Annotated in this window: 18 protein-coding genes; 14 read left to right on the top strand and 4 right to left on the bottom strand. The window is 72.2% G+C overall.

Going from position 1 to position 16,634, the window contains the following annotated elements; translation table 11 throughout:
- Window positions 1-90: 90 nt before the first annotated feature.
- Complete coding sequence (gene hpt / locus FM125_RS08090; protein WP_067190043.1) at window positions 91-642, top strand: hypoxanthine phosphoribosyltransferase; 552 nt, start codon at window positions 91-93, stop codon at window positions 640-642.
- Between the two features lie 269 nt (window positions 643-911).
- On the opposite strand, the gene FM125_RS08085 is transcribed toward hpt, so the two are convergent.
- Entirely contained in the window at window positions 912-1,976 is a 1,065-nt protein-coding gene (locus tag FM125_RS08085; protein WP_070637404.1) for a type IV toxin-antitoxin system AbiEi family antitoxin domain-containing protein, read from the bottom strand.
- Between the two features lie 527 nt (window positions 1,977-2,503).
- Here FM125_RS08085 and ftsH point away from each other — a divergent pair.
- From ftsH to FM125_RS08030, 10 genes are all read left to right on the top strand, one after another.
- The gene (ftsH, locus tag FM125_RS08080; RefSeq protein WP_070637446.1) at window positions 2,504-4,579 is read left to right on the top strand and encodes an ATP-dependent zinc metalloprotease FtsH; all 2,076 of its coding nucleotides are present in this window, start codon (window positions 2,504-2,506) and stop codon (window positions 4,577-4,579) included.
- A 370-nt stretch (window positions 4,580-4,949) separates the two neighbouring features.
- Window positions 4,950-5,552 carry a GTP cyclohydrolase I FolE gene (gene folE, locus FM125_RS08070; protein WP_087134264.1) on the top strand — a complete coding sequence of 201 codons (603 nt, stop codon included), beginning with the start codon at window positions 4,950-4,952 and terminating at the stop codon, window positions 5,550-5,552.
- A complete protein-coding gene (locus tag FM125_RS08065; protein ID WP_087134247.1) occupies window positions 5,552-6,511 on the top strand; it encodes a PhzF family phenazine biosynthesis protein in 960 nt (319 codons plus the stop codon). Before folE ends, FM125_RS08065 begins: the two co-directional genes overlap by 1 nt.
- 67 nt (window positions 6,512-6,578) lie before the next feature.
- Window positions 6,579-7,463, top strand: coding sequence for a dihydropteroate synthase (gene folP / locus FM125_RS08060; RefSeq protein ID WP_087134246.1), 885 nt, complete (start codon window positions 6,579-6,581; stop codon window positions 7,461-7,463).
- Complete coding sequence (gene folB / locus FM125_RS08055) at window positions 7,463-7,945, top strand: dihydroneopterin aldolase (protein WP_087134245.1); 483 nt, start codon at window positions 7,463-7,465, stop codon at window positions 7,943-7,945. The genes folP and folB overlap by 1 nt, the downstream gene beginning before the upstream one ends.
- Complete coding sequence (folK, locus tag FM125_RS08050) at window positions 7,945-8,697, top strand: 2-amino-4-hydroxy-6-hydroxymethyldihydropteridine diphosphokinase (protein ID WP_087134244.1); 753 nt, start codon at window positions 7,945-7,947, stop codon at window positions 8,695-8,697. The genes folB and folK overlap by 1 nt, the downstream gene beginning before the upstream one ends.
- Window positions 8,694-9,236, top strand: coding sequence for a DUF3180 domain-containing protein (locus tag FM125_RS08045; RefSeq protein ID WP_067190106.1), 543 nt, complete (start codon window positions 8,694-8,696; stop codon window positions 9,234-9,236). The genes folK and FM125_RS08045 overlap by 4 nt, the downstream gene beginning before the upstream one ends.
- Window positions 9,237-9,255: 19 nt before the next feature.
- Window positions 9,256-9,717, top strand: coding sequence for a PH domain-containing protein (locus FM125_RS08040; protein WP_227718687.1), 462 nt, complete (start codon window positions 9,256-9,258; stop codon window positions 9,715-9,717).
- A 14-nt stretch (window positions 9,718-9,731) separates the two neighbouring features.
- The gene (locus FM125_RS08035; protein WP_087134242.1) at window positions 9,732-11,633 is read left to right on the top strand and encodes a PH domain-containing protein; all 1,902 of its coding nucleotides are present in this window, start codon (window positions 9,732-9,734) and stop codon (window positions 11,631-11,633) included.
- Window positions 11,630-12,628 (top strand): Rossmann-like and DUF2520 domain-containing protein, encoded by a 999-nt coding sequence (locus FM125_RS08030; protein WP_087134241.1) that lies wholly within the window; start codon window positions 11,630-11,632, stop codon window positions 12,626-12,628. The genes FM125_RS08035 and FM125_RS08030 overlap by 4 nt, the downstream gene beginning before the upstream one ends.
- Window positions 12,629-12,785: 157 nt before the next feature.
- Here the strand turns inward: FM125_RS08030 and FM125_RS08025 are convergent, their stop codons facing one another.
- The gene (locus tag FM125_RS08025) at window positions 12,786-13,670 is read right to left on the bottom strand and encodes a fructosamine kinase family protein (protein ID WP_087134240.1); all 885 of its coding nucleotides are present in this window, start codon (window positions 13,668-13,670) and stop codon (window positions 12,786-12,788) included.
- A 2-nt stretch (window positions 13,671-13,672) separates the two neighbouring features.
- Window positions 13,673-14,173: a DUF3592 domain-containing protein gene (locus FM125_RS08020; protein WP_083315139.1), complete on the bottom strand. Its 501-nt coding sequence runs from the start codon at window positions 14,171-14,173 to the stop codon at window positions 13,673-13,675.
- 130 nt (window positions 14,174-14,303) lie between these two features.
- On the opposite strand from FM125_RS08020, the gene FM125_RS08015 reads away from it, so the two are divergent.
- Together FM125_RS08015 and FM125_RS08010 are read left to right on the top strand one after the other, a co-directional pair.
- Window positions 14,304-14,753 (top strand): DUF3806 domain-containing protein, encoded by a 450-nt coding sequence (locus tag FM125_RS08015; RefSeq protein ID WP_087134239.1) that lies wholly within the window; start codon window positions 14,304-14,306, stop codon window positions 14,751-14,753.
- A 163-nt stretch (window positions 14,754-14,916) separates the two neighbouring features.
- A complete protein-coding gene (locus FM125_RS08010; protein ID WP_087134238.1) occupies window positions 14,917-15,600 on the top strand; it encodes a hypothetical protein in 684 nt (227 codons plus the stop codon).
- A gap of 25 nt (window positions 15,601-15,625) precedes the next feature.
- Here FM125_RS08010 and FM125_RS08005 read toward each other — a convergent pair whose 3' ends face one another.
- Window positions 15,626-16,105, bottom strand: coding sequence for a low molecular weight protein-tyrosine-phosphatase (locus tag FM125_RS08005; protein ID WP_087134237.1), 480 nt, complete (start codon window positions 16,103-16,105; stop codon window positions 15,626-15,628).
- 113 nt (window positions 16,106-16,218) lie between these two features.
- Between FM125_RS08005 and FM125_RS08000 the strand changes: the two genes are divergently transcribed.
- Entirely contained in the window at window positions 16,219-16,566 is a 348-nt protein-coding gene (locus FM125_RS08000) for a type II toxin-antitoxin system PemK/MazF family toxin (RefSeq protein WP_425435813.1), read from the top strand.
- Window positions 16,567-16,634: the final 68 nt, after the last annotated feature.

Raw genomic sequence — 16,634 nt, 5'->3', positions numbered from 1 at the left:
CGCGTCCGCCGCAGGCCCGCCCGCCACCCGGGCCGCCCCGACCGGACGCCTCCCACCTGTCACCACACACCCCTACAGGAGCGGCTCAGCATGGATGCCAACGACGTCCGGGACGACCTTCTTCACGTTCTCATGACCAAGGAGGAGGTGCAGGAGACCATCGAGTCCCTCGCCGCCCGCATCGACGAGGACTACAAGGGCAAGGACCTGCTGATCGTGGCGGTCCTCAAGGGCGCCGTCATGGTGGTCGCCGACCTCACCCGCGCGCTGAAGTCCCACGTGGAGCTGGACTTCATGGCCGTCTCCTCCTACGGCTCCGGCACCAAGTCCTCCGGCGTCGTGCGGATCGTCAAGGACCTGGACACGGATCTGATGGGCCGCGACGTGCTGATCGTGGAGGACATCATCGACTCCGGCCTCACGCTGTCCTGGCTGAAGACCAACCTCGAGTCCCGCAACCCGAACTCGGTGGAGATCTGCACCCTGCTCCGCAAGCCGGACGCCATGAAGGTCGAGATCGACGTGAAGTACGTGGGCAAGGACATCCCGAACGAGTTCGTGGTCGGCTACGGACTCGACTACGCCGAGAAGTACCGCAACCTGGACTTCGTGGGCACCCTCGCCCCGCACGTGTACTCCTGAGCCGAGGTGCCGGGGGTGCTGGTTGGTGCGGCGGTGCGTGCCGGGCGGGGGTGCCGGTTGGTGCGCTGGTAGGGCCGAGGGTGCAGACCGGGGGCGGCGGAGATCTACACCACGTCTCGCGGACATCTACTCTGAGTCTGTATCGGCTGCGTCGGAAAAGCGGTCGAATCTGCGGCGATTCCGACCCGTGGCACACAGTCAGCAGGTCATCGACATGATGGCTCCACGGCGGACAGGTACGAGCCGAGCCGTTCCCCGTCCGTCTGCGCTCACGGACTCGGCCAGAGACGCCTGACCTCACGGATCACCCGCGCATAGGCGTTGTCCGCATCCCGTGCAGTGACGACGATGTTGCGGTAGCCGTGGCGCTCGAAGGCGGCGTTGCGCAGCACGTCCTTGTTCAGCTGCCGCTCCCTGCCGTGGTGCTTGCCGTCGTAGTGGATGGCGATCAGCTGCCTGCGGTATCCGAGATCCGCACTGGCCGGGTACGTCGGATGGAACTCCCGGTCGACGACGGTGATCTGCAGATCCGGGTCTGGAAGGCCGGCGTCCACGAGCGCGAGCCGCAGCTCCGTTTCCTTCGGGGAGTCTGCTCCGATGCGGATCTGCGCGGCGCACTCGCGGAGCAACCGCCGGTGGCGGCGGCCGGCCCGGCCTTCCACGGCCGCCGTGAGGCGAGACAGGAAGAAGACTCCACCGTCGCCTCCGTCGAAGCGCACGGCGCGTCGGGCCAGGTGGTCGCCGAAGGCGATGAGCTCGTTGCGCTCCAGCAGCGCGGCCATGTCCAGCCACGTCCGAATCGGATCGGTGACCTGCCATTCCCGTCCCAGAAGCTGGCTCACGACGAGTTCCTCGGCACCGATGCGACTGCGGTGGGTTGCGAACCCCCGGGCGCGGGGGACGCCGGCGCGCGGGTCGCGTGTGAGATGGAGACGCGGGTCGTCCATGACCCGTGCCGGCAGCCACAGTCCCTGGACCCGGGCGGCGGTGACATGGGAGAGGACCACGCTCTCACGCAGGTGGAGGAGGTGATCCAGGCGCCTCATCTCCTCCATGTCCAGATGACGGGTCCAGGTGTAGGGCTGTTCGTCGGACAGGCGTGAGCCACCGTCCACGCCGGTGGTGGACTGTCCGGACGGAGGGTTCTCCGTCTGTGCGGGGCCGGGCGGTGTGGGTCCGTCGCCCTCGAGGCCGATCCAGCGGTAGACGCCCCGGCCGATCCGCTGGACGTCCCGGCGTCGGAGGCGCTCCTTGCTGACACCGGCTTTCTCTGCATCCCTGAGGGTGAAGGCGCGGGAGCGCAGGGAGGAGGGGAACGGGGCGGGGTGTCTCATCGACACCAGCGTGGATGAGGCGTGGGAGCTGTGGGGTGTCCGCGGGGAATCTGTGGATAACCGCATGCGGGGGAGCGATCCTCCTTCCGACGTCGGTGGCGGGACGATGACGTGGGTGCCGGGCTGACGGAGAGGAGCGTTACGCGCCGTCTGTATCCCCTGCGTCGGAACTCGCGCTGCTGAGCAGGGGCATTCCGACCCGTGGCACACAGCGAAGGGCGGTGACGCCGCCACGACGGTGACGACGACGCCAGACTGCCCCGCGCTCACGCCCTCGCCCACGCCTCGCCCGCTGAGCTGGCCGCCGTCGACCGCCAGACTGCTCCCGCCCACACGTCCCCACGCCGCCCACGCCTCGCCCGCTGTCCACCTGCGGCGAACTCTCCGCCGCCCGCCAGCATCCCGTCGGCCCCGGCCGGTAACGTAGGCCCCCGGACCAGTGCACCCGGCCGGCAGGCCGTGTTTCAGGACAGGAGCGTGGCCACGTGGCGGACAAGAACGCCGGCTCGAAGGACAGGCCTTCGGGTCTGAAGAAGTTCCTCCAGGGACCCTTCTTCTGGATCCTGCTCGCTCTGGTGGTGCTGGGCTTCGTGATCCCCTCCGTGATGCAGCCGCAGCGCGAGGCGGTGGACACGAACGTCGGCATGACGCTCCTGAAGGAGAACAAGGCTGCCGAGGCCCTCATCTCCGACGGCGACCAGCGCGTGGACCTCACCCTCCGCGAGAACTACAAGCAGGAGGGGAAGGACTTCGGCAAGGAGGTCTACTTCTACTACTCGGAGGCGCGCGCCGAGAACGTCGTCGCGGCGATCGACGAGTCCTCCCTGGACGGCTACCAGGACGAGCCGGAGCGCTCGAACTGGTTCCTGTCCATGCTCGGCCTGGTCCTGCCGTTCATCATCATCCTGGGCCTGTTCTGGTTCCTCATGGGCCGCATGGGCGGCGGCAACTCCAAGGTCATGCAGTTCGGCAAGTCCCGGGCGAAGCTGATCAACAAGGACAACCCGGACGTGCTGTTCAAGGACGTCGCCGGCGCGGACGAGGCCGTCGAGGAGCTCCACGAGATCAAGGAGTTCCTGACCCAGCCGCAGCGCTTCCATGCCGTGGGTGCGAAGATCCCGAAGGGCGTCCTGTTGTACGGCCCTCCCGGCACCGGCAAGACCCTGCTCGCCAAGGCCGTCGCCGGCGAGGCGAACGTGCCGTTCTACTCCATCTCCGGCTCGGACTTCGTGGAAATGTTCGTGGGCGTGGGCGCCTCGCGTGTCCGTGACCTGTTCGAGCAGGCGAAGCAGAACGCTCCGGCGATCATCTTCGTGGACGAGATCGACGCGGTCGGCCGTTCCCGCGGCGCGGGCATCGGCGGCGGCAATGACGAGCGCGAGCAGACCCTGAACCAGATGCTCGTGGAGATGGACGGCTTCGACGCCTCCACCAACGTCATCATGATCGCGGCCACCAACCGGCCGGACGTCCTGGACCCGGCCCTGCTGCGTCCGGGCCGCTTCGACCGGCAGATCCCGGTGGAGGCCCCGGACCTGGACGGCCGCGCGAAGATCCTGGAGGTGCACGCCACCGGCAAGCCGATCGCCCTGGACGTGGACCTGCGCACCATCGCCAAGCGCACCCCGGGCTTCACCGGTGCAGACCTGGCGAACGTCATCAACGAGGCCGCTCTCCTCACGGCCCGTTCGAACAACAACGTCATCGACGCCACCGCCTTCGACGAGGCCGTGGACCGGGTGATGGCCGGCCCGCAGAAGCGCACGCGCCTGATGAACGAGCACGAGCGCAAGGTCACCGCCTACCACGAGGGCGGCCACGCCCTGGTGGCCGCGGGCCTGCGCCATTCGGCGCCGGTCACGAAGATCACGATCCTGCCCCGTGGCCGGGCGCTCGGCTACACGATGGTGGTCCCGGAGAACGACAAGTACTCCATCACCCGCAACGAGCTGCTGGACCAGCTGGCCTACGCCATGGGCGGCCGGGTGGCCGAGGAGATCGTCTTCCACGATCCCTCCACCGGCGCCGCGAACGACATCCAGAAGGCCACCGAGACGGCGCAGAAGATGGTCACCCAGTACGGCATGTCCTCCAAGGTGGGCGCTGTGAAGCTGGGCGGCGAGAACTCGGAGGCGTTCGGCCACGGCAGCGCAGGCTCCGGCCGCGGCTACTCGGAGGAGCTCGCCTACCTCGTGGACGCCGAGGTCCGTCAGCTGATGGACCAGGCGCACGCGGAGGCCCACTGGGTGCTCACTCAGAATCGAGACGTCCTGGACCGCCTGGCCTACGAGCTCCTCGAGCGGGAGACGCTCAACCAGGAGGAGGTCGCGGAGATCTTCAAGGACGTGCGCAAGCGCGAGCCTCGCCCGGTCTGGCTGGCTGCGGACGACCGCCCGCAGCAGGATCTGCCCCCGGTGCTGTCCCCGCAGGAGCGCCGTTCGCGCCTCGGAGATGGCGAGCAGGAGCCGATCGGCGTGGAGTCGACCACCGTCCCCGGCCACGCGCCGGACGCCCCGCCCACCACGGCCGGACCGGACCGGGGCTCGGCGCCCGGTGACGGCGGCCCCGACCTGCCCGGAGCCGGCCATGACCCGATCCACTGACCACCATGACCAGCCCGGCAGCAACCAGCCCGGCAGCAACCAGCCCGGCCGTGACCAGCCCGGCCGCGACCACGCCGGCAGCAACCAGCCCGGCCGCGAGCACGCCGGCCGTGACGCCTGGCCGGAGGACTGGATGGACGGCGGCGCGTCGCCTGCGGTCTGGGACCCGTCGGCGCAGGAGTCGGTGGTGACGTCGGCGGACACGGATCCCGTGCTCGTCTCCTCGGCGCCGCAGGCGCAGCGTCCCGACGACGGCGCCGGCACCTCCGCCTGGCACGGCACCTCCCCGGATCCCCACCGGGGCGCCCAGGATCCCCATCGGAACGCCCCGCAGGGGGAGGCGGCCGGCCGGGGTGACGGAGCCGACGTCGTGACGGGGGTGCCGGGCACCTTCGACCCGCAGCAGACCACCGTGGACCGGCCGCGCGTCGAGCGGGCCGTCCGCGAGATCCTCGAGGCGATCGGGGAGGACCCGGACCGCGAGGGACTGCAGGACACCCCGAAGCGCGTGGCGAAGGCCTACGCGGAGTTCTTCGCGGGCCTGCACCAGTCCGCGGACCAGGTGCTGGGCACGACGTTCGACATCGCGCACGACGAGCTCGTGCTGGTGAAGGACATCCCGTTCTACTCGACCTGCGAGCACCACCTCGTCCCGTTCCACGGCACCGCGCACATCGGGTACATCCCGTCCGCGCAGGGCCGGGTGACCGGCCTGTCCAAGCTGGCCCGGCTGGTGGAGCTCTACGCACGCCGCCCTCAGGTCCAGGAGCGCCTGACCACACAGATCGTGGAGGCGCTCGTGGAGCATCTGCACCCGCGCGGGGCGATCGTGGTGATCCAGGCCGAGCACATGTGCATGTCCATGCGCGGGGTCCGCAAGCCCGGCGCGAAGACCGTCACCTCGGCGGTCCGCGGCCAGCTGCGCGACCCCTCCACCCGGGCCGAGGCGATGAGCCTGATCCTCAACGGCTGATGTCCGCCTCCCACGACTGCCGCCTCCGCCCCCGACCGTTCACCCAGGTGGACGTGTTCGGCGCCGGGCCGTTCGCGGGCAACCCGCTGGCGGTGGTGTTGGACGGCGAGGGCCTGTCCGAGGAGCGGATGGCGGCGATCGCGTCCTGGACGAACCTGTCCGAGACCACCGTGGTCCTGCCACCCACGGACCCGGCCGCCGACTACCGCGTCCGCATCCTCACCCCCACCGGCGAGCTGCCGTTCGCCGGGCACCCCACGCTCGGGACCGCCGCGGCCTGGCTGCTGGCCGGCGGCCGTCCGCGCACGCCCGGGGTCGTGGTGCAGGAGTGCGCCGCCGGCCTCGTGGAGGTCCGGGTCGAGTCCGGCCCGCACCTGCGTCCCGACGACGGCCCCGTCGCCTCCGAGGGCTGCCTCACCGGTGGTGCGGGGTCGCCGCTGCGCCTGGCCTTCCGTGCGCCCGCCCTCACGCGGGACACGGAGCCTGATGGGGCCGAACTGGAGGCGGCCCTGCACGTGGCCGGCCTGGACGGGGACGATGTGGTCGCCGCTCGCTGGACGGACAACGGCCCCGGCTGGCTGTCCCTGCTGCTGCGGGACGTGGAGACCCTGCGTGGGGTCCGCCCACGGCCGTCGGCGGACGGCTCGGCGGTGAAGGTCGGTCTGTGCGCGCTGACCGACGCACGGACCGCCGCCGTCGCCCTCGAGGTCCGTGCCCTGCTCGCGGACTCGGGTGTCCGGGAGGACCCCGTGACCGGCAGCCTGAACGCCGGTCTGGCCTGCTGGCTCACCGGCGCGGACGCGCCGGACGGCGGCCACCGGCTGACGGTGCCGTTCGAGGCGGGGCAGGGTGCCGCCGTCGGGAGGGACGGGCGCGTGCGGGTGAGCGCGGACGAGGCCGGGGACCTCTGGATCGGCGGCGACGTCACCGTGGGCGTGCACGGGCAGATCCTGGCGTGAGCGCGGCATGGCCCCGACGCCCGGCCACGTCTGCCGGCGCCCGTGCCCGCTCTGACACAATGAACCCATGACCGCCGAGGACCAGACGCCCGCCCTTCTGCGCCGACTGCCGGCTGACCGCACGCTCGTCATGGGCGTCCTCAACGTCACCCCGGACTCCTTCTCGGACGGAGGCCTCCACGCCTCCGTCCCGGCCGCGATCGAGCACGGCCGCGCGCTGCTCGCCGCCGGGGCGGACATCGTGGACGTCGGCGGCGAGTCCACGCGGCCCGGCGCCGCGTTCGTCACCGAGGAGCAGGAGCAGGAGCGCATCCTCCCGGTGATCGAGCAGCTGCTCGCCGAGGGAGCGGTCCTCTCGGTGGACACCAGGCACACCGCCACCGCGCGCGCCGCGCTGGCCCTGGGGGACGTGATCGTCAACGACGTCTCCGGGCTGAACCACGAGCCGGACATGCCCGCGCTCATCGCCGCCACCGGCGCGCCGTACATCCTCATGCACAACCGCGGCACCCCCACCACCATGGACGCCCTCGCGGACTACGGGGACGTGGTGGAGGACGTGATCGCCGAGCTGATCGAGGTCCGCCAGCGCTTCTACGACGCCGGCGTCGCCCCGGAGCAGCTGATCCTGGACCCGGGCCTGGGCTTCGCCAAGGCCGGGGAGCAGAACTGGGAGCTGCTGAGCGGCCTCGACCGCCTCACCCCCCTCGGCCACCCCGTGCTGGTGGCCGCCTCCCGCAAGCGCTTCCTGGGCACCCTCCTTCAGGGCCAGCCCGGGCACACCCAAGACGACGGCGCCTCACCGTCCCCGACGCAGCGCGACGCCGCCACGGCCGCCGTGTCCGCCCTGTCCGCGCATTACGGTGCGTGGGCGGTCCGGGTGCACGACGTCCCCCCGACCGCGGACGCCGTCCGCGCAGCCGCCGCCTGGCGAGGCAAGGAGACCGTCTGATGTTCGCCCGCCACCAGAGCGCCTCCGGCCCGACCACCGGCCGCGGCGTCCGTTCCGAGCAGACCGGCGCTGAGAGCGTCCGCCCGGTCCGTCCGGCCCGCCGAGACGTCATCCGCCTGATGGGCATCTCCGCCGTCGGCCACCACGGCGTCTTCGAGGCGGAGAAGCGCGAGGGACAGCCGTTCGCCGTGGACGTGGTCATGCACGTGGACGTCGCCGAGGCCGCCGCCACGGACGACCTGACGAAGACCGTGAACTACGCCGAGGCCGGGGACCTGGTGGCCGGGTTCATCATGGGCGAGCCCTTCGACCTCATCGAGACGCTGGCGGACCGCATCGCCGGCGCGATCCTGCAGACCCAGCCGCTGGCGGGGGCCGTGGAGGTCACCGTGCACAAGCCGCAGGCCCCGCTGCCGCACGAGTTCCACGACGTCCAGGTGACGGTCGTCCGCGACCGCGCCGACCTCGAGGCCTCCCGCTGATGTCGGACACCTCCACCCCTGCCCCGGGCGAGCCCGTCCCGCGGGACTGGACCCACCCGGCACAGGGCCCGGCCCCCACGAAGACCCTGGGGGACAGGCCGAGCCGGCCGGCCGTCGTCGTGCTGGCGCTGGGCGCCAACCTGGGGGAGGCGGACCAGACGATGGACGCGGCCGTGGCCGCCCTGACGGTGATGCCCGGGTTCACGGACGTGCAGGCGTCCCCGCGTGCGCTCACGAAGCCGGTCGGCGGCCCGCCCGGACAGCCGGACTACCGGAACCAGGTGGTCACCGCGCGGACCACGCGCTCGCCGTGGGAGGTGCTGGGCATCGCGCACCTGCTGGAGCAGGAGCACCACCGCCGCCGGACTGTCCGCTGGGGCGCCCGCACCCTGGATGTGGACATCGTCGCCTATGGGGACCTCACCAGCGATCACCCGGACCTGACCCTGCCGCATCCGCGCGCCGCCGAGCGCGCCTTCGTGCTGCTGCCGTGGCTCTGGCTGGACCCGGACGCCGCGCTCGCCGGGGTGCCGGTGGCCGAGCTCGCCGCACGCGCCGAGCGCGCGGACACGGTCCGCCGCATGCCGCCGGAGCGCGTCCACCTGGACGGCGGGCCCGCCCGCCCGAAGCCTTCCCTTCCCGACGGCGGCCGCCTCACCCTGGGTGCGTCGTCGGCCTCGCGCGGGACCTCACGGCAGGAGGAGACTGCTCCCGGAGAGCGCATCGACTCGACGTGGAGGGACCGCACATGATCACGCTGCGCACCTGGTGGCTGCCCGGGATGGCGCTGCTGGCCGGCCTGCTGGGCTGGACGGTCGCGCTGCTCTCCCAGGGCGCCGGCCGGCTGACCCCGGTGCTGGGCCCTCCGGCCCTGATCACCCTGCTGGTGGTGGCCCTGATCAGCCTCGGCTTCGGCCTGCGCATCCGCCGGGACCGGGGCCGGAAGCCCGCCGAGCGCATGGACCCGCTCGCCGCCGCCCGCATCCTGGTGCTGGCCCAGGCGGGGGCGTTCGCCGGCGCCCTGTTCGGCGGCTGGCACGCCGGGGTGCTGGTGCAGGTGCTGACCAGGGCGGTCGCCGCCCGCGGCGTGCTCCTGGACGCGATCCTCATGGTGGTGGCCGGTGCCGTGATGGTGGTGATCGGCCTGCTGGTGGAGTCCTGGTGCCGCATCCGCGGCGACGATTCGGATCCCGAGGGCGGCCTCGGGCAGGATGGGCAGTCCGGCGGGCGGGGCGTCCGCCGTCCACCCGAGACGGAGGAGGGATACGCCAGTGCGCGCCATGGAGCTTGAGGGCGTCGAATTCACGCCCGTGTCCGAGCGGGAGATCCCGGCCCAGCTGGTGACCGGCGTGGTGGGCACGCTGTTCTTCGTGGGCGTCACCGCCGTCCCGTTGATCCTCAAGCTCACCGGCGTCTGGGCGGGCCTCTGGGACTGGTTCGCCTGGGGTCTGCCCGGCGCGATGCTGCTGTGGGGTCTGATCGACCTCGCCCTGACCCCCCGCCAGGTGCGCGCCCGGGGCTATGCGGAGCGGGAGGACGACATCCTCTGGCGGGAGGGACTGATGTTCCGCTCCGTGAAGGCCGTGCCCTACGGGCGCCTGCAGTACGTGGACGTGGAGGAGGGGCCGATCCAGCGCCGCTTCGGCGTGCAGACGGTGACCCTGAAGACCGCCGGCGCGGACCTGGAGATGACCGGGCTGTCCAAGGCCGAGTCCGAGCGGCTGCGCGAGGTGCTCATGCAGCGCGGCCAGGCAAGGCTGGCGGGCCTGTGATCCCGGAGGACCGCATGCCGACGCCTCAGGACGACGACCGCCGCGACCTGCCCGGACCCCAGCCCCAGGGACAGGACCTCCCCGCCGATGACGCCCCCGCGGCGGAGACCGAGCGGCCCACAGACGCCGCCGAGGCCCCGGTGACGGACACCGGGCGTCCCACGGACGCCGAGGGCTGGACCCGCATGCACCCGCTGACCCCGTGGGTGAAGAGCTGGACCTTCCTGGCCGTGATGCTGTTCTTCGTCGGCCGCGAGTTCGTGGAGGAGTGGGTGGACAGCGTCTTCGGCGCCGGCCGCCGCGGCGGGGACTCCGGTTCGGGCGGCTCCGGGCCGGACTCGATCATGGACTTGTTGCCGGCCATCGGCATCGCCGCCGGCGTGATCCTGCTGCTCGGCGTGGTCTTCTTCCTGTCCTGGTGGTTCAGGCGCTTCCGCCTCACGGACTCGGAGGTCCAGCTGCGCGAGGGCTGGCTGTTCCGGAAGAACCGGCAGATGCGCTATGACCGCCTGCAGGCCGTGGACCTGCAGCACCCCCTGATCCCGCGCCTGTTCGGGCTGGCCGCGGTGAAGGTCGAGGCCGCCGACGGCGGGGACACCGCCCTGGAGCTGTCCTTTCTGAAGAAGGACCGCGCCGAGCAGGTCCGCCGCGAGATCCTCGACCACGCCTCGGGCGTCGCCGACTACCGGGCCGAGCAGGCGCAGCCGGCAGACGGCCTGCCCGCGGAGGGCGCGTCCGCCCCCGGCCCCCTTCCCGACGACGGCACCGCACCCGCCGCTTCCGGCTCGCCGGACACGGTGGTCCCGGCCGGGCAGCCGATGCTGCGCGACCGGGACGAGGGCGTGCTCATGCTCAAGGTCCCGCCGGGGCGGCTGGTCGGCTCGGTGATGCTGTCCGATTCGGGCCCGCTGGCCACCCTCATCGGCTTCGCCGGGTTCCTGGGGGCCGCGGGACTGTTCGTCGGCCTCATGCCCGAGGCATGGCTGGGCGACGGGGAGACGCGGTGGTCCATCATCGGGCTCGGCGCGGCGGGCTTCGCGGTCCCGCTGCTGTTCGCGATCGTCACCAGCACCTGGTCCGGCCTGAACAAGGGCTGGGGCTTCACCGTCCGCCACTCGCGGGACGGGCTGAAGCTGCGCTACGGCCTGACGGAGACGAACTCCCAGACCGTCCCGCCCGGGCGCGTGCAGGGCGTGACCATCCGGCAGTCGCTGCTCTGGCGACCGCTGGGCTGGTACCAGGTGCGGGTGCAGGTGGCCGGCTACGGCACCGGTGTGGACTCCGAACGCTCGCTCGTGCTGCCGGTGGGCCCGTGGGAGGACGTGCTGCGCGTGCTGACCATCGTGTCCCCGGAGCCCGGCGTGGCCGAGGGCGCGGCCGCAGAGCTGAGTCCGGCGGAGTTGATGCACGTGGCCCTGCACGGCGACCTCACCGACGGCGGATTCACCCACATCCCGCGCCGCGCGCGGGCCTGGTTCACGTGGTTCACGTGGCGCCGCACCGGCTTCCTCACCACCTCCCGGCTGCTGCTGGTGCGCGGCGGACGCTTCGCCCGCCGCCTCGAGGTGGCCGAGCACGAGCGCATCCAGGACCTGCGGATCGATGCCGGACCCGTGCAGCGCCGTCTGCGCGTGGCGGACGTGGCCGTCCACCTGGCCGGCGGCAAGCAGGTCACCGTGAAGGCGCAGGACCGTGCGGCGGCCGAGAAGCTGTTCCAGCATGAGTCGCAGATCGCCGCCGTGGCCCGCCGCCTCAAGGACCGCGATCAGTGGATGACCCCCGAGGAGCTCGAGCGCTTCGAGCGGCAGCTGCAGCCTGCGGGGGCCGGTGCTGCGGCGCCCGCGCCGGCCGCACAGGACCCCGGCCGGCTGCCGAGCGCGCAGGCGGGCCCGACCCCCACGAAGGAGACACCGTGACCGGCGGACTGGACACCGCGATCGACCCCGCCCAGCGTCCGGGACGCCTGGGCGTCGGCGTGATCGGCGCAGGGAAGGTGGGTGCCGTGCTGGGCGCGGCCTTGCGCAGCGCCGGGCACACGGTGACCGGCGTGCACGCGGTGTCCGAGGCCTCGAAGACCCGGGCCGAGGCGCTGCTGCCGGACGTGCCGGTCCTGGAGATCCCGGAGATCCTGCGCCGTTCCGAGATGGTGCTGTTCGCCGTCCCGGACGACGTGCTCGGCGAGCTCGTGGACGGTCTCGTGCAGGCCGGCCACGTGCAGGCCGGGCACCTGCTGGTGCACACCTCCGGCCGCTACGGCGTGGGCGTGATGACGTCCGTCCGGGCGGTCGGTGCGATCCCGCTGGCCATCCACCCGGCCATGACCTTCACCGGGCTGTCCCTGGATCTGGACCGGCTCAAGGACTGCGTCTTCGGCGTCACCGCGGACCCGGTGGTGCTGCCGGTGGCGCAGGCGCTCACCGTGGAGATGGGCGGTGAGCCGGTGGTGATCAAGGAGGCGGACCGGCCGGCCTATCACCTGGCCCTCTCCCACGGCTCGAACCATCTGGTGACCTTGACCGCACAGTCGGCGCAGCTGCTGGCGGAGATCGGTGTCACGGACACCGAGCGCCTGCTGCGGCCCCTGCTTTCGGCCTCCCTGGAGAACGCCCTGTCCAACGGGGACGCTGCGCTGACCGGCCCGGTGGCCCGCGGGGACGTGGAGACGGTGCGTGGTCACCGCGAGACCCTGGAGCAGATGGTGGAGGAGGGTATGCCCGCGGACATCCTCCACGCCTGGGAGGCCATGGCCCGCACGACCGCAGACCGCGCCGAGGACCGCGGCGCCCTGCGCCCGGATGCGGCGGGGCGGATCCGCGCCGCCCTGGACGGCGCGGAGGAGTCGGGCGAGACCGGCGGCGAGACAGGCAGCGAGACCGGCAGCGAGACCGGCGGCGAGACCGGCGGGCTCTGACCCCTCCACGCCCCCGCTTTCTGGTCCCCCGCTTTCTGGTCCCCCCGCTTACTGGTGAGGACTCACCCTCTCCCGCCCTGCTTTCGGGCCCCGAGGGGGTGAGTCCTCACCAGTTGGTGGAAGGGGAGGAGGAACTCATTCCGCCCTGGCCGGCGCCTCAGCCTCCCAGCCGCACGGCGTGCTCCAGCGCCGCCTCGGCCTGCCGCCCGTACCCGCCGCCGAACAGCACGGCGTGCACCAGCAGGGGCACCGCCTGATAGGCGAGCACCCTCTCCTGCCACCCGTCGGCGAGTGGGAAGGCCTCCTCGTACGCCTCCCACGCCCCGGGCCCGAAACCGCCGAACAGGTCCATCATGGCCAGGTCCACCTCGCGGTGTCCGCGATGCGCGCACGGGTCGATCAGCCAGCTGCGCCCGGCGGCGTCGATCAGCCGGTTCCCGGCCCACAGGTCACCGTGGACCAACGACGACGGCTCCGCCCCTCCCAGCACCGCCGCACCCGGGTGCGTGTTCGGGGAGTCGGGTCCGAAGCCGGCCGTCAGCTCCGCCAGCGCGGCCGCCAGTTCTCGGACGCGCTCGGGGGCGCTGCCTGCGTCCACGGCCTGCTCGGCCAGCGGCACGATGCGTCGGACCACCCATGACTCCGCCCAGGTGTCGCACGGGGCCAGGTCGATCGCGGCGGCGCCGAGCCAGGCCCGCACCGGCCCACGGTCGGATCCGGCGGGCCGGTGCGGGTGTCCGTCCACCGCGCCGAACCAGTCGGCACCTGCCTCCGGCGGTCGGGACTCCCGATGCAGGGCGGCCAGCTCCCGGCCGAACGCCTCCTCCGTCTGCGGGGTGGCCCGCCCGGTGTCCTCGATCCACTCGATCTCGAGCAGGTCGTCCTCGGCCCGCAGCACGGCCGGCACCCGTGCGCCGGCACCGGCCAGGGCGCGCAGGCCCCGGGCCTCGAAGGCGAGGAGCCCGGGGAGGGCGGCGGTCTTGCGGAAGGCGAGCGTGCCGTCGTCGTGGCGGACGCGGTGCGTGGAGCCGGTTCCCGCCATGCTCAGCGGTCCAGCAGGGAGGTGAAGCTGAAGAACATGAGCTGTGAGGACACCAGGAAGAACAGGGCGAAGAGGATGATGAACACCCGGACGCCGATCTGGACACCATGGCCGCGCATCCGCAGCTCCTGGCCGTCCTGGGGGGCGAGGAAGCGGGAGGGGTCCTGCGGGTCGTAGATGACGGTGACGAACATGCCGCCGCGGTCGGTGAGTCCGACGTCCGAATAGGTGGGGGAGGCGCGTACGGTGCGGCCGTCCAGGGTCATGAACTCGATGGTCTCCACGATGTAGGTCTGCCGGTTGTCCCCGGAGCCGCTCTGGCCCACGTAGGCGGTGATCACCTTGCCCTGCACGCGCTGCCCGACGCGGACGATGCGGTTCGCGTCCGCGCGGCGCCGGGCGACGGAGACCAGCCCCCATCCGGCGATGGCGATCATGAACAGCGGAACCGCCGCGAACATGAGCTGGAACGTGCTGAACCCTCCGGGCCCGAATCCGAGCAAGGTTCCCTCCTCTGCCTCCCGCGCCTTCCGGGAGTCCGTCTGTCCGGCGGCCTGTGGCCATCCCTGTCCGGGTGAGACGCTAGCGCATGGGCCCGGCCGGGGGAACGACCACCGTGATGGAATGGTGTCCATGACCGAGGATGCCGCGCAGAAGAACGCCCCGCACACCGACGCCGTCGGCCCGCTCACCGATGCGGAGGAGCAGTGGGTCCAGGACCGCCTCGGCTTCGCCCGTCAGGAGGGCGTGGACCACCTCGAGCTGGACCAGGTCAGCGCCTACGCGGACCGGCAGCTCGCGGCCGTGCAGGCCGGGGAGCTGGAGCCGGAGGTCGCCTCCGTGATGCTGGACGTGGTGGCCGTGCTGCTCGGCGAGCACCTGGGCGCCGCGCACGGTCTGCAGTGGGTCACCGTGAGGGACGACGACGGCACGCACCTCGGCCTGCGGGATCCCTTCTCCTCTGCGGTGGTCTTCCCGCAGTCCACTGTGGGCACCCACTGGAACGACGGCGCCACCGGGTGGGTCCCGCAGTTCGTCGAGTGGTTCGGCGGACAGGTGCGTCAGGTGCGGGGGCAGGGCTGACGTGGGGGCGGTGCGCATTCTCACGGATGGCGGGGTCGTCGTCCTGCGCTGCGACCACGGAGGACCGGACGCGCTGCCGCGACTGACGCTGGAGGATCCGGGCCCGACGTTCGGCCTTGCCCTCAGCACACAGAGGTGCCCCAGCCCCGTCCCGGGGGTGCGGGTGGAGGTGCTGCGGTCGGGCCTGTGCGGCGACCTGTGCTCCGTCGGTGCCGCGTTGGTGCCGGACGGCGGCGGTGAGGTGGTCTGGCTGTCCGCACCGGAGCGTTCCGATGCCGGGCAGATCCTGGCCGCCGCCGTCGAGGTCCTGCGTGCTGCGGCACCGGCTGCGCAGGTCAGCGCACCGCCGGTGGCGGCACCGCGCGCACGGGTGGCACAGGTCAGCGCGTGGGACGCGGTGGTGGCCCCCAACGGTCTGGCCGGGGGCCTTCCGGACGGGGACCAGCCGGCGCCGGTGCAGCGCGCCCTCGGCGGGGCCTGGAACATCGTCGTGGACACTGCGCCGGACCGTCCCGTGGAGGCTCGGCTGTGGCTGGCCCATCGTGAGCAGGCCGCGGGGGACGAGGTGGTGCGCATGACGGCCACCTGGCACGGGCCGGGCGCGGACACGCCGTGGCATGTGGAGCTGCATGTCAGCCACCGGGTGGAGGAGGCGCAGACCGAGTTCTTTGTCATCGACGGCAGCACGTCCCAGGACTGGGTGATCGCGGACGCGGTCCACGTCCCGGGGACCCCGCTGACCTGGCGGGTGCATCCGGCGCCGCGGCCGGACGAGGCCTCCCGGACCGGCGAGGCCCTCTGCGCGCTGATCACGGCGCTCGCCGAGGCACTGCCGGCGCAGGCGTGACGACGTCTCGCCGTCGGCGGAGGTCCTAGAGGTCTCCGGCCTTGATGGCCGCGACGACTCCCTCCACGCAGTCCTCGATCTGCTCGTACATGTCCACGAACACGTGCTTCGGACGCTGCCAGGGGTCCGGGACCTCCAGGACGCCCTGGGTGTCCACGGAGGAGGCGAACTCGCCGAGCAGGTGCACCTTGTCCTCCGCGTCGCCGGGTCCGGCCAGGGCCAGGACGTCGTCATAGTTCGACTCGTCCATGACGAGGATCAGGTCCGCGTCGTCGATGTCCTCGCGAGTGAGCTGCGCGCCCACGGAGTCGAAGGTGTAGCCGCGCTCCCGGCCGACCTCGAGGGCCAGCGGGTAGGGCTGCTCGCCCACGTGGTAGTCCGCTGTCCCTGCCGAGCGCACCGAGACCTGGGAGTCCAGGCCGGAGCGCTGTAGGGCGCGTTTCAGCACGGCCTCGGCGGCGGGGGAGCGGCAGATGTTGCCCAGGCAGACGGTGATGATGCGCATGCCTCGATCCTTCCATGCGTTCGCACAGCCGCGCCATGGGCGTCCGTGGGCGGGCGGAAGGCTGGAGTTCTGGGAATGGGACGTCGCACTTCCTGCGCCAGAGGGGCACGACGGTGACCGTTGAGCTCCATCGCGGAGACGTGGTGTGGGCGGATGTGAACCCGACCCTGGGGAGGGAACAGGCCGGCCGGCGGCCGGTGTTGGTCGTGGCGAGCGACCTCTTCCTGGCCAAAGCTGACACACTGGCCATCGTGCTTCCCTGCGCCACCGCCGACCGGGGCTGGCCCAACCATGTCCGCCTGACGGGCCCCCACCTGGAGCTGCCTCGGCCGACCTTCGTCCTGACGGAGCAGCCTCGGACGATCACGAGGGACAGGCTGGGATCCCTGCTCGGGCGGGTCGACGTCACGACGATGCGCGAGGTGGACGTCTGGCTTCGAGACTTCTTGGCCCTGCCCTGATCTGCACCTCCCGCTCCACCGGTTCCGTCCGCCGCGAAGCCGATTGACCCGCATCACACCCCGCGGAT

Origin of the sequence: Micrococcus lylae, assembly GCF_900163825.1 — a bacterium.
Lineage (GTDB): Bacteria > Actinomycetota > Actinomycetes > Actinomycetales > Micrococcaceae > Micrococcus > Micrococcus lylae.
This window is presented reverse-complemented; position numbering and strand designations above follow the sequence as displayed.

Excerpts from the sequence above, each read along its gene's own strand:
- hpt (WP_067190043.1), top strand. The coding sequence starts at position 91 with ATGGATGCCAACGACGTCCGGGACGACCTTCTTCACGTTCTCATGACC.
- FM125_RS08085 (WP_070637404.1), bottom strand. The coding sequence starts at position 1,976 with ATGAGACACCCCGCCCCGTTCCCCTCCTCCCTGCGCTCCCGCGCCTTC.
- FM125_RS08065 (WP_087134247.1), top strand. The coding sequence starts at position 5,552 with ATGTCCGCCTCCCACGACTGCCGCCTCCGCCCCCGACCGTTCACCCAG.
- folP (WP_087134246.1), top strand. The coding sequence starts at position 6,579 with ATGACCGCCGAGGACCAGACGCCCGCCCTTCTGCGCCGACTGCCGGCT.
- folB (WP_087134245.1), top strand. The coding sequence starts at position 7,463 with ATGTTCGCCCGCCACCAGAGCGCCTCCGGCCCGACCACCGGCCGCGGC.
- folK (WP_087134244.1), top strand. The coding sequence starts at position 7,945 with ATGTCGGACACCTCCACCCCTGCCCCGGGCGAGCCCGTCCCGCGGGAC.
- FM125_RS08045 (WP_067190106.1), top strand. The coding sequence starts at position 8,694 with ATGATCACGCTGCGCACCTGGTGGCTGCCCGGGATGGCGCTGCTGGCC.
- FM125_RS08035 (WP_087134242.1), top strand. The coding sequence starts at position 9,732 with ATGCCGACGCCTCAGGACGACGACCGCCGCGACCTGCCCGGACCCCAG.
- FM125_RS08025 (WP_087134240.1), bottom strand. The coding sequence starts at position 13,670 with ATGGCGGGAACCGGCTCCACGCACCGCGTCCGCCACGACGACGGCACG.
- FM125_RS08015 (WP_087134239.1), top strand. The coding sequence starts at position 14,304 with ATGACCGAGGATGCCGCGCAGAAGAACGCCCCGCACACCGACGCCGTC.
- FM125_RS08005 (WP_087134237.1), bottom strand. The coding sequence starts at position 16,105 with ATGCGCATCATCACCGTCTGCCTGGGCAACATCTGCCGCTCCCCCGCC.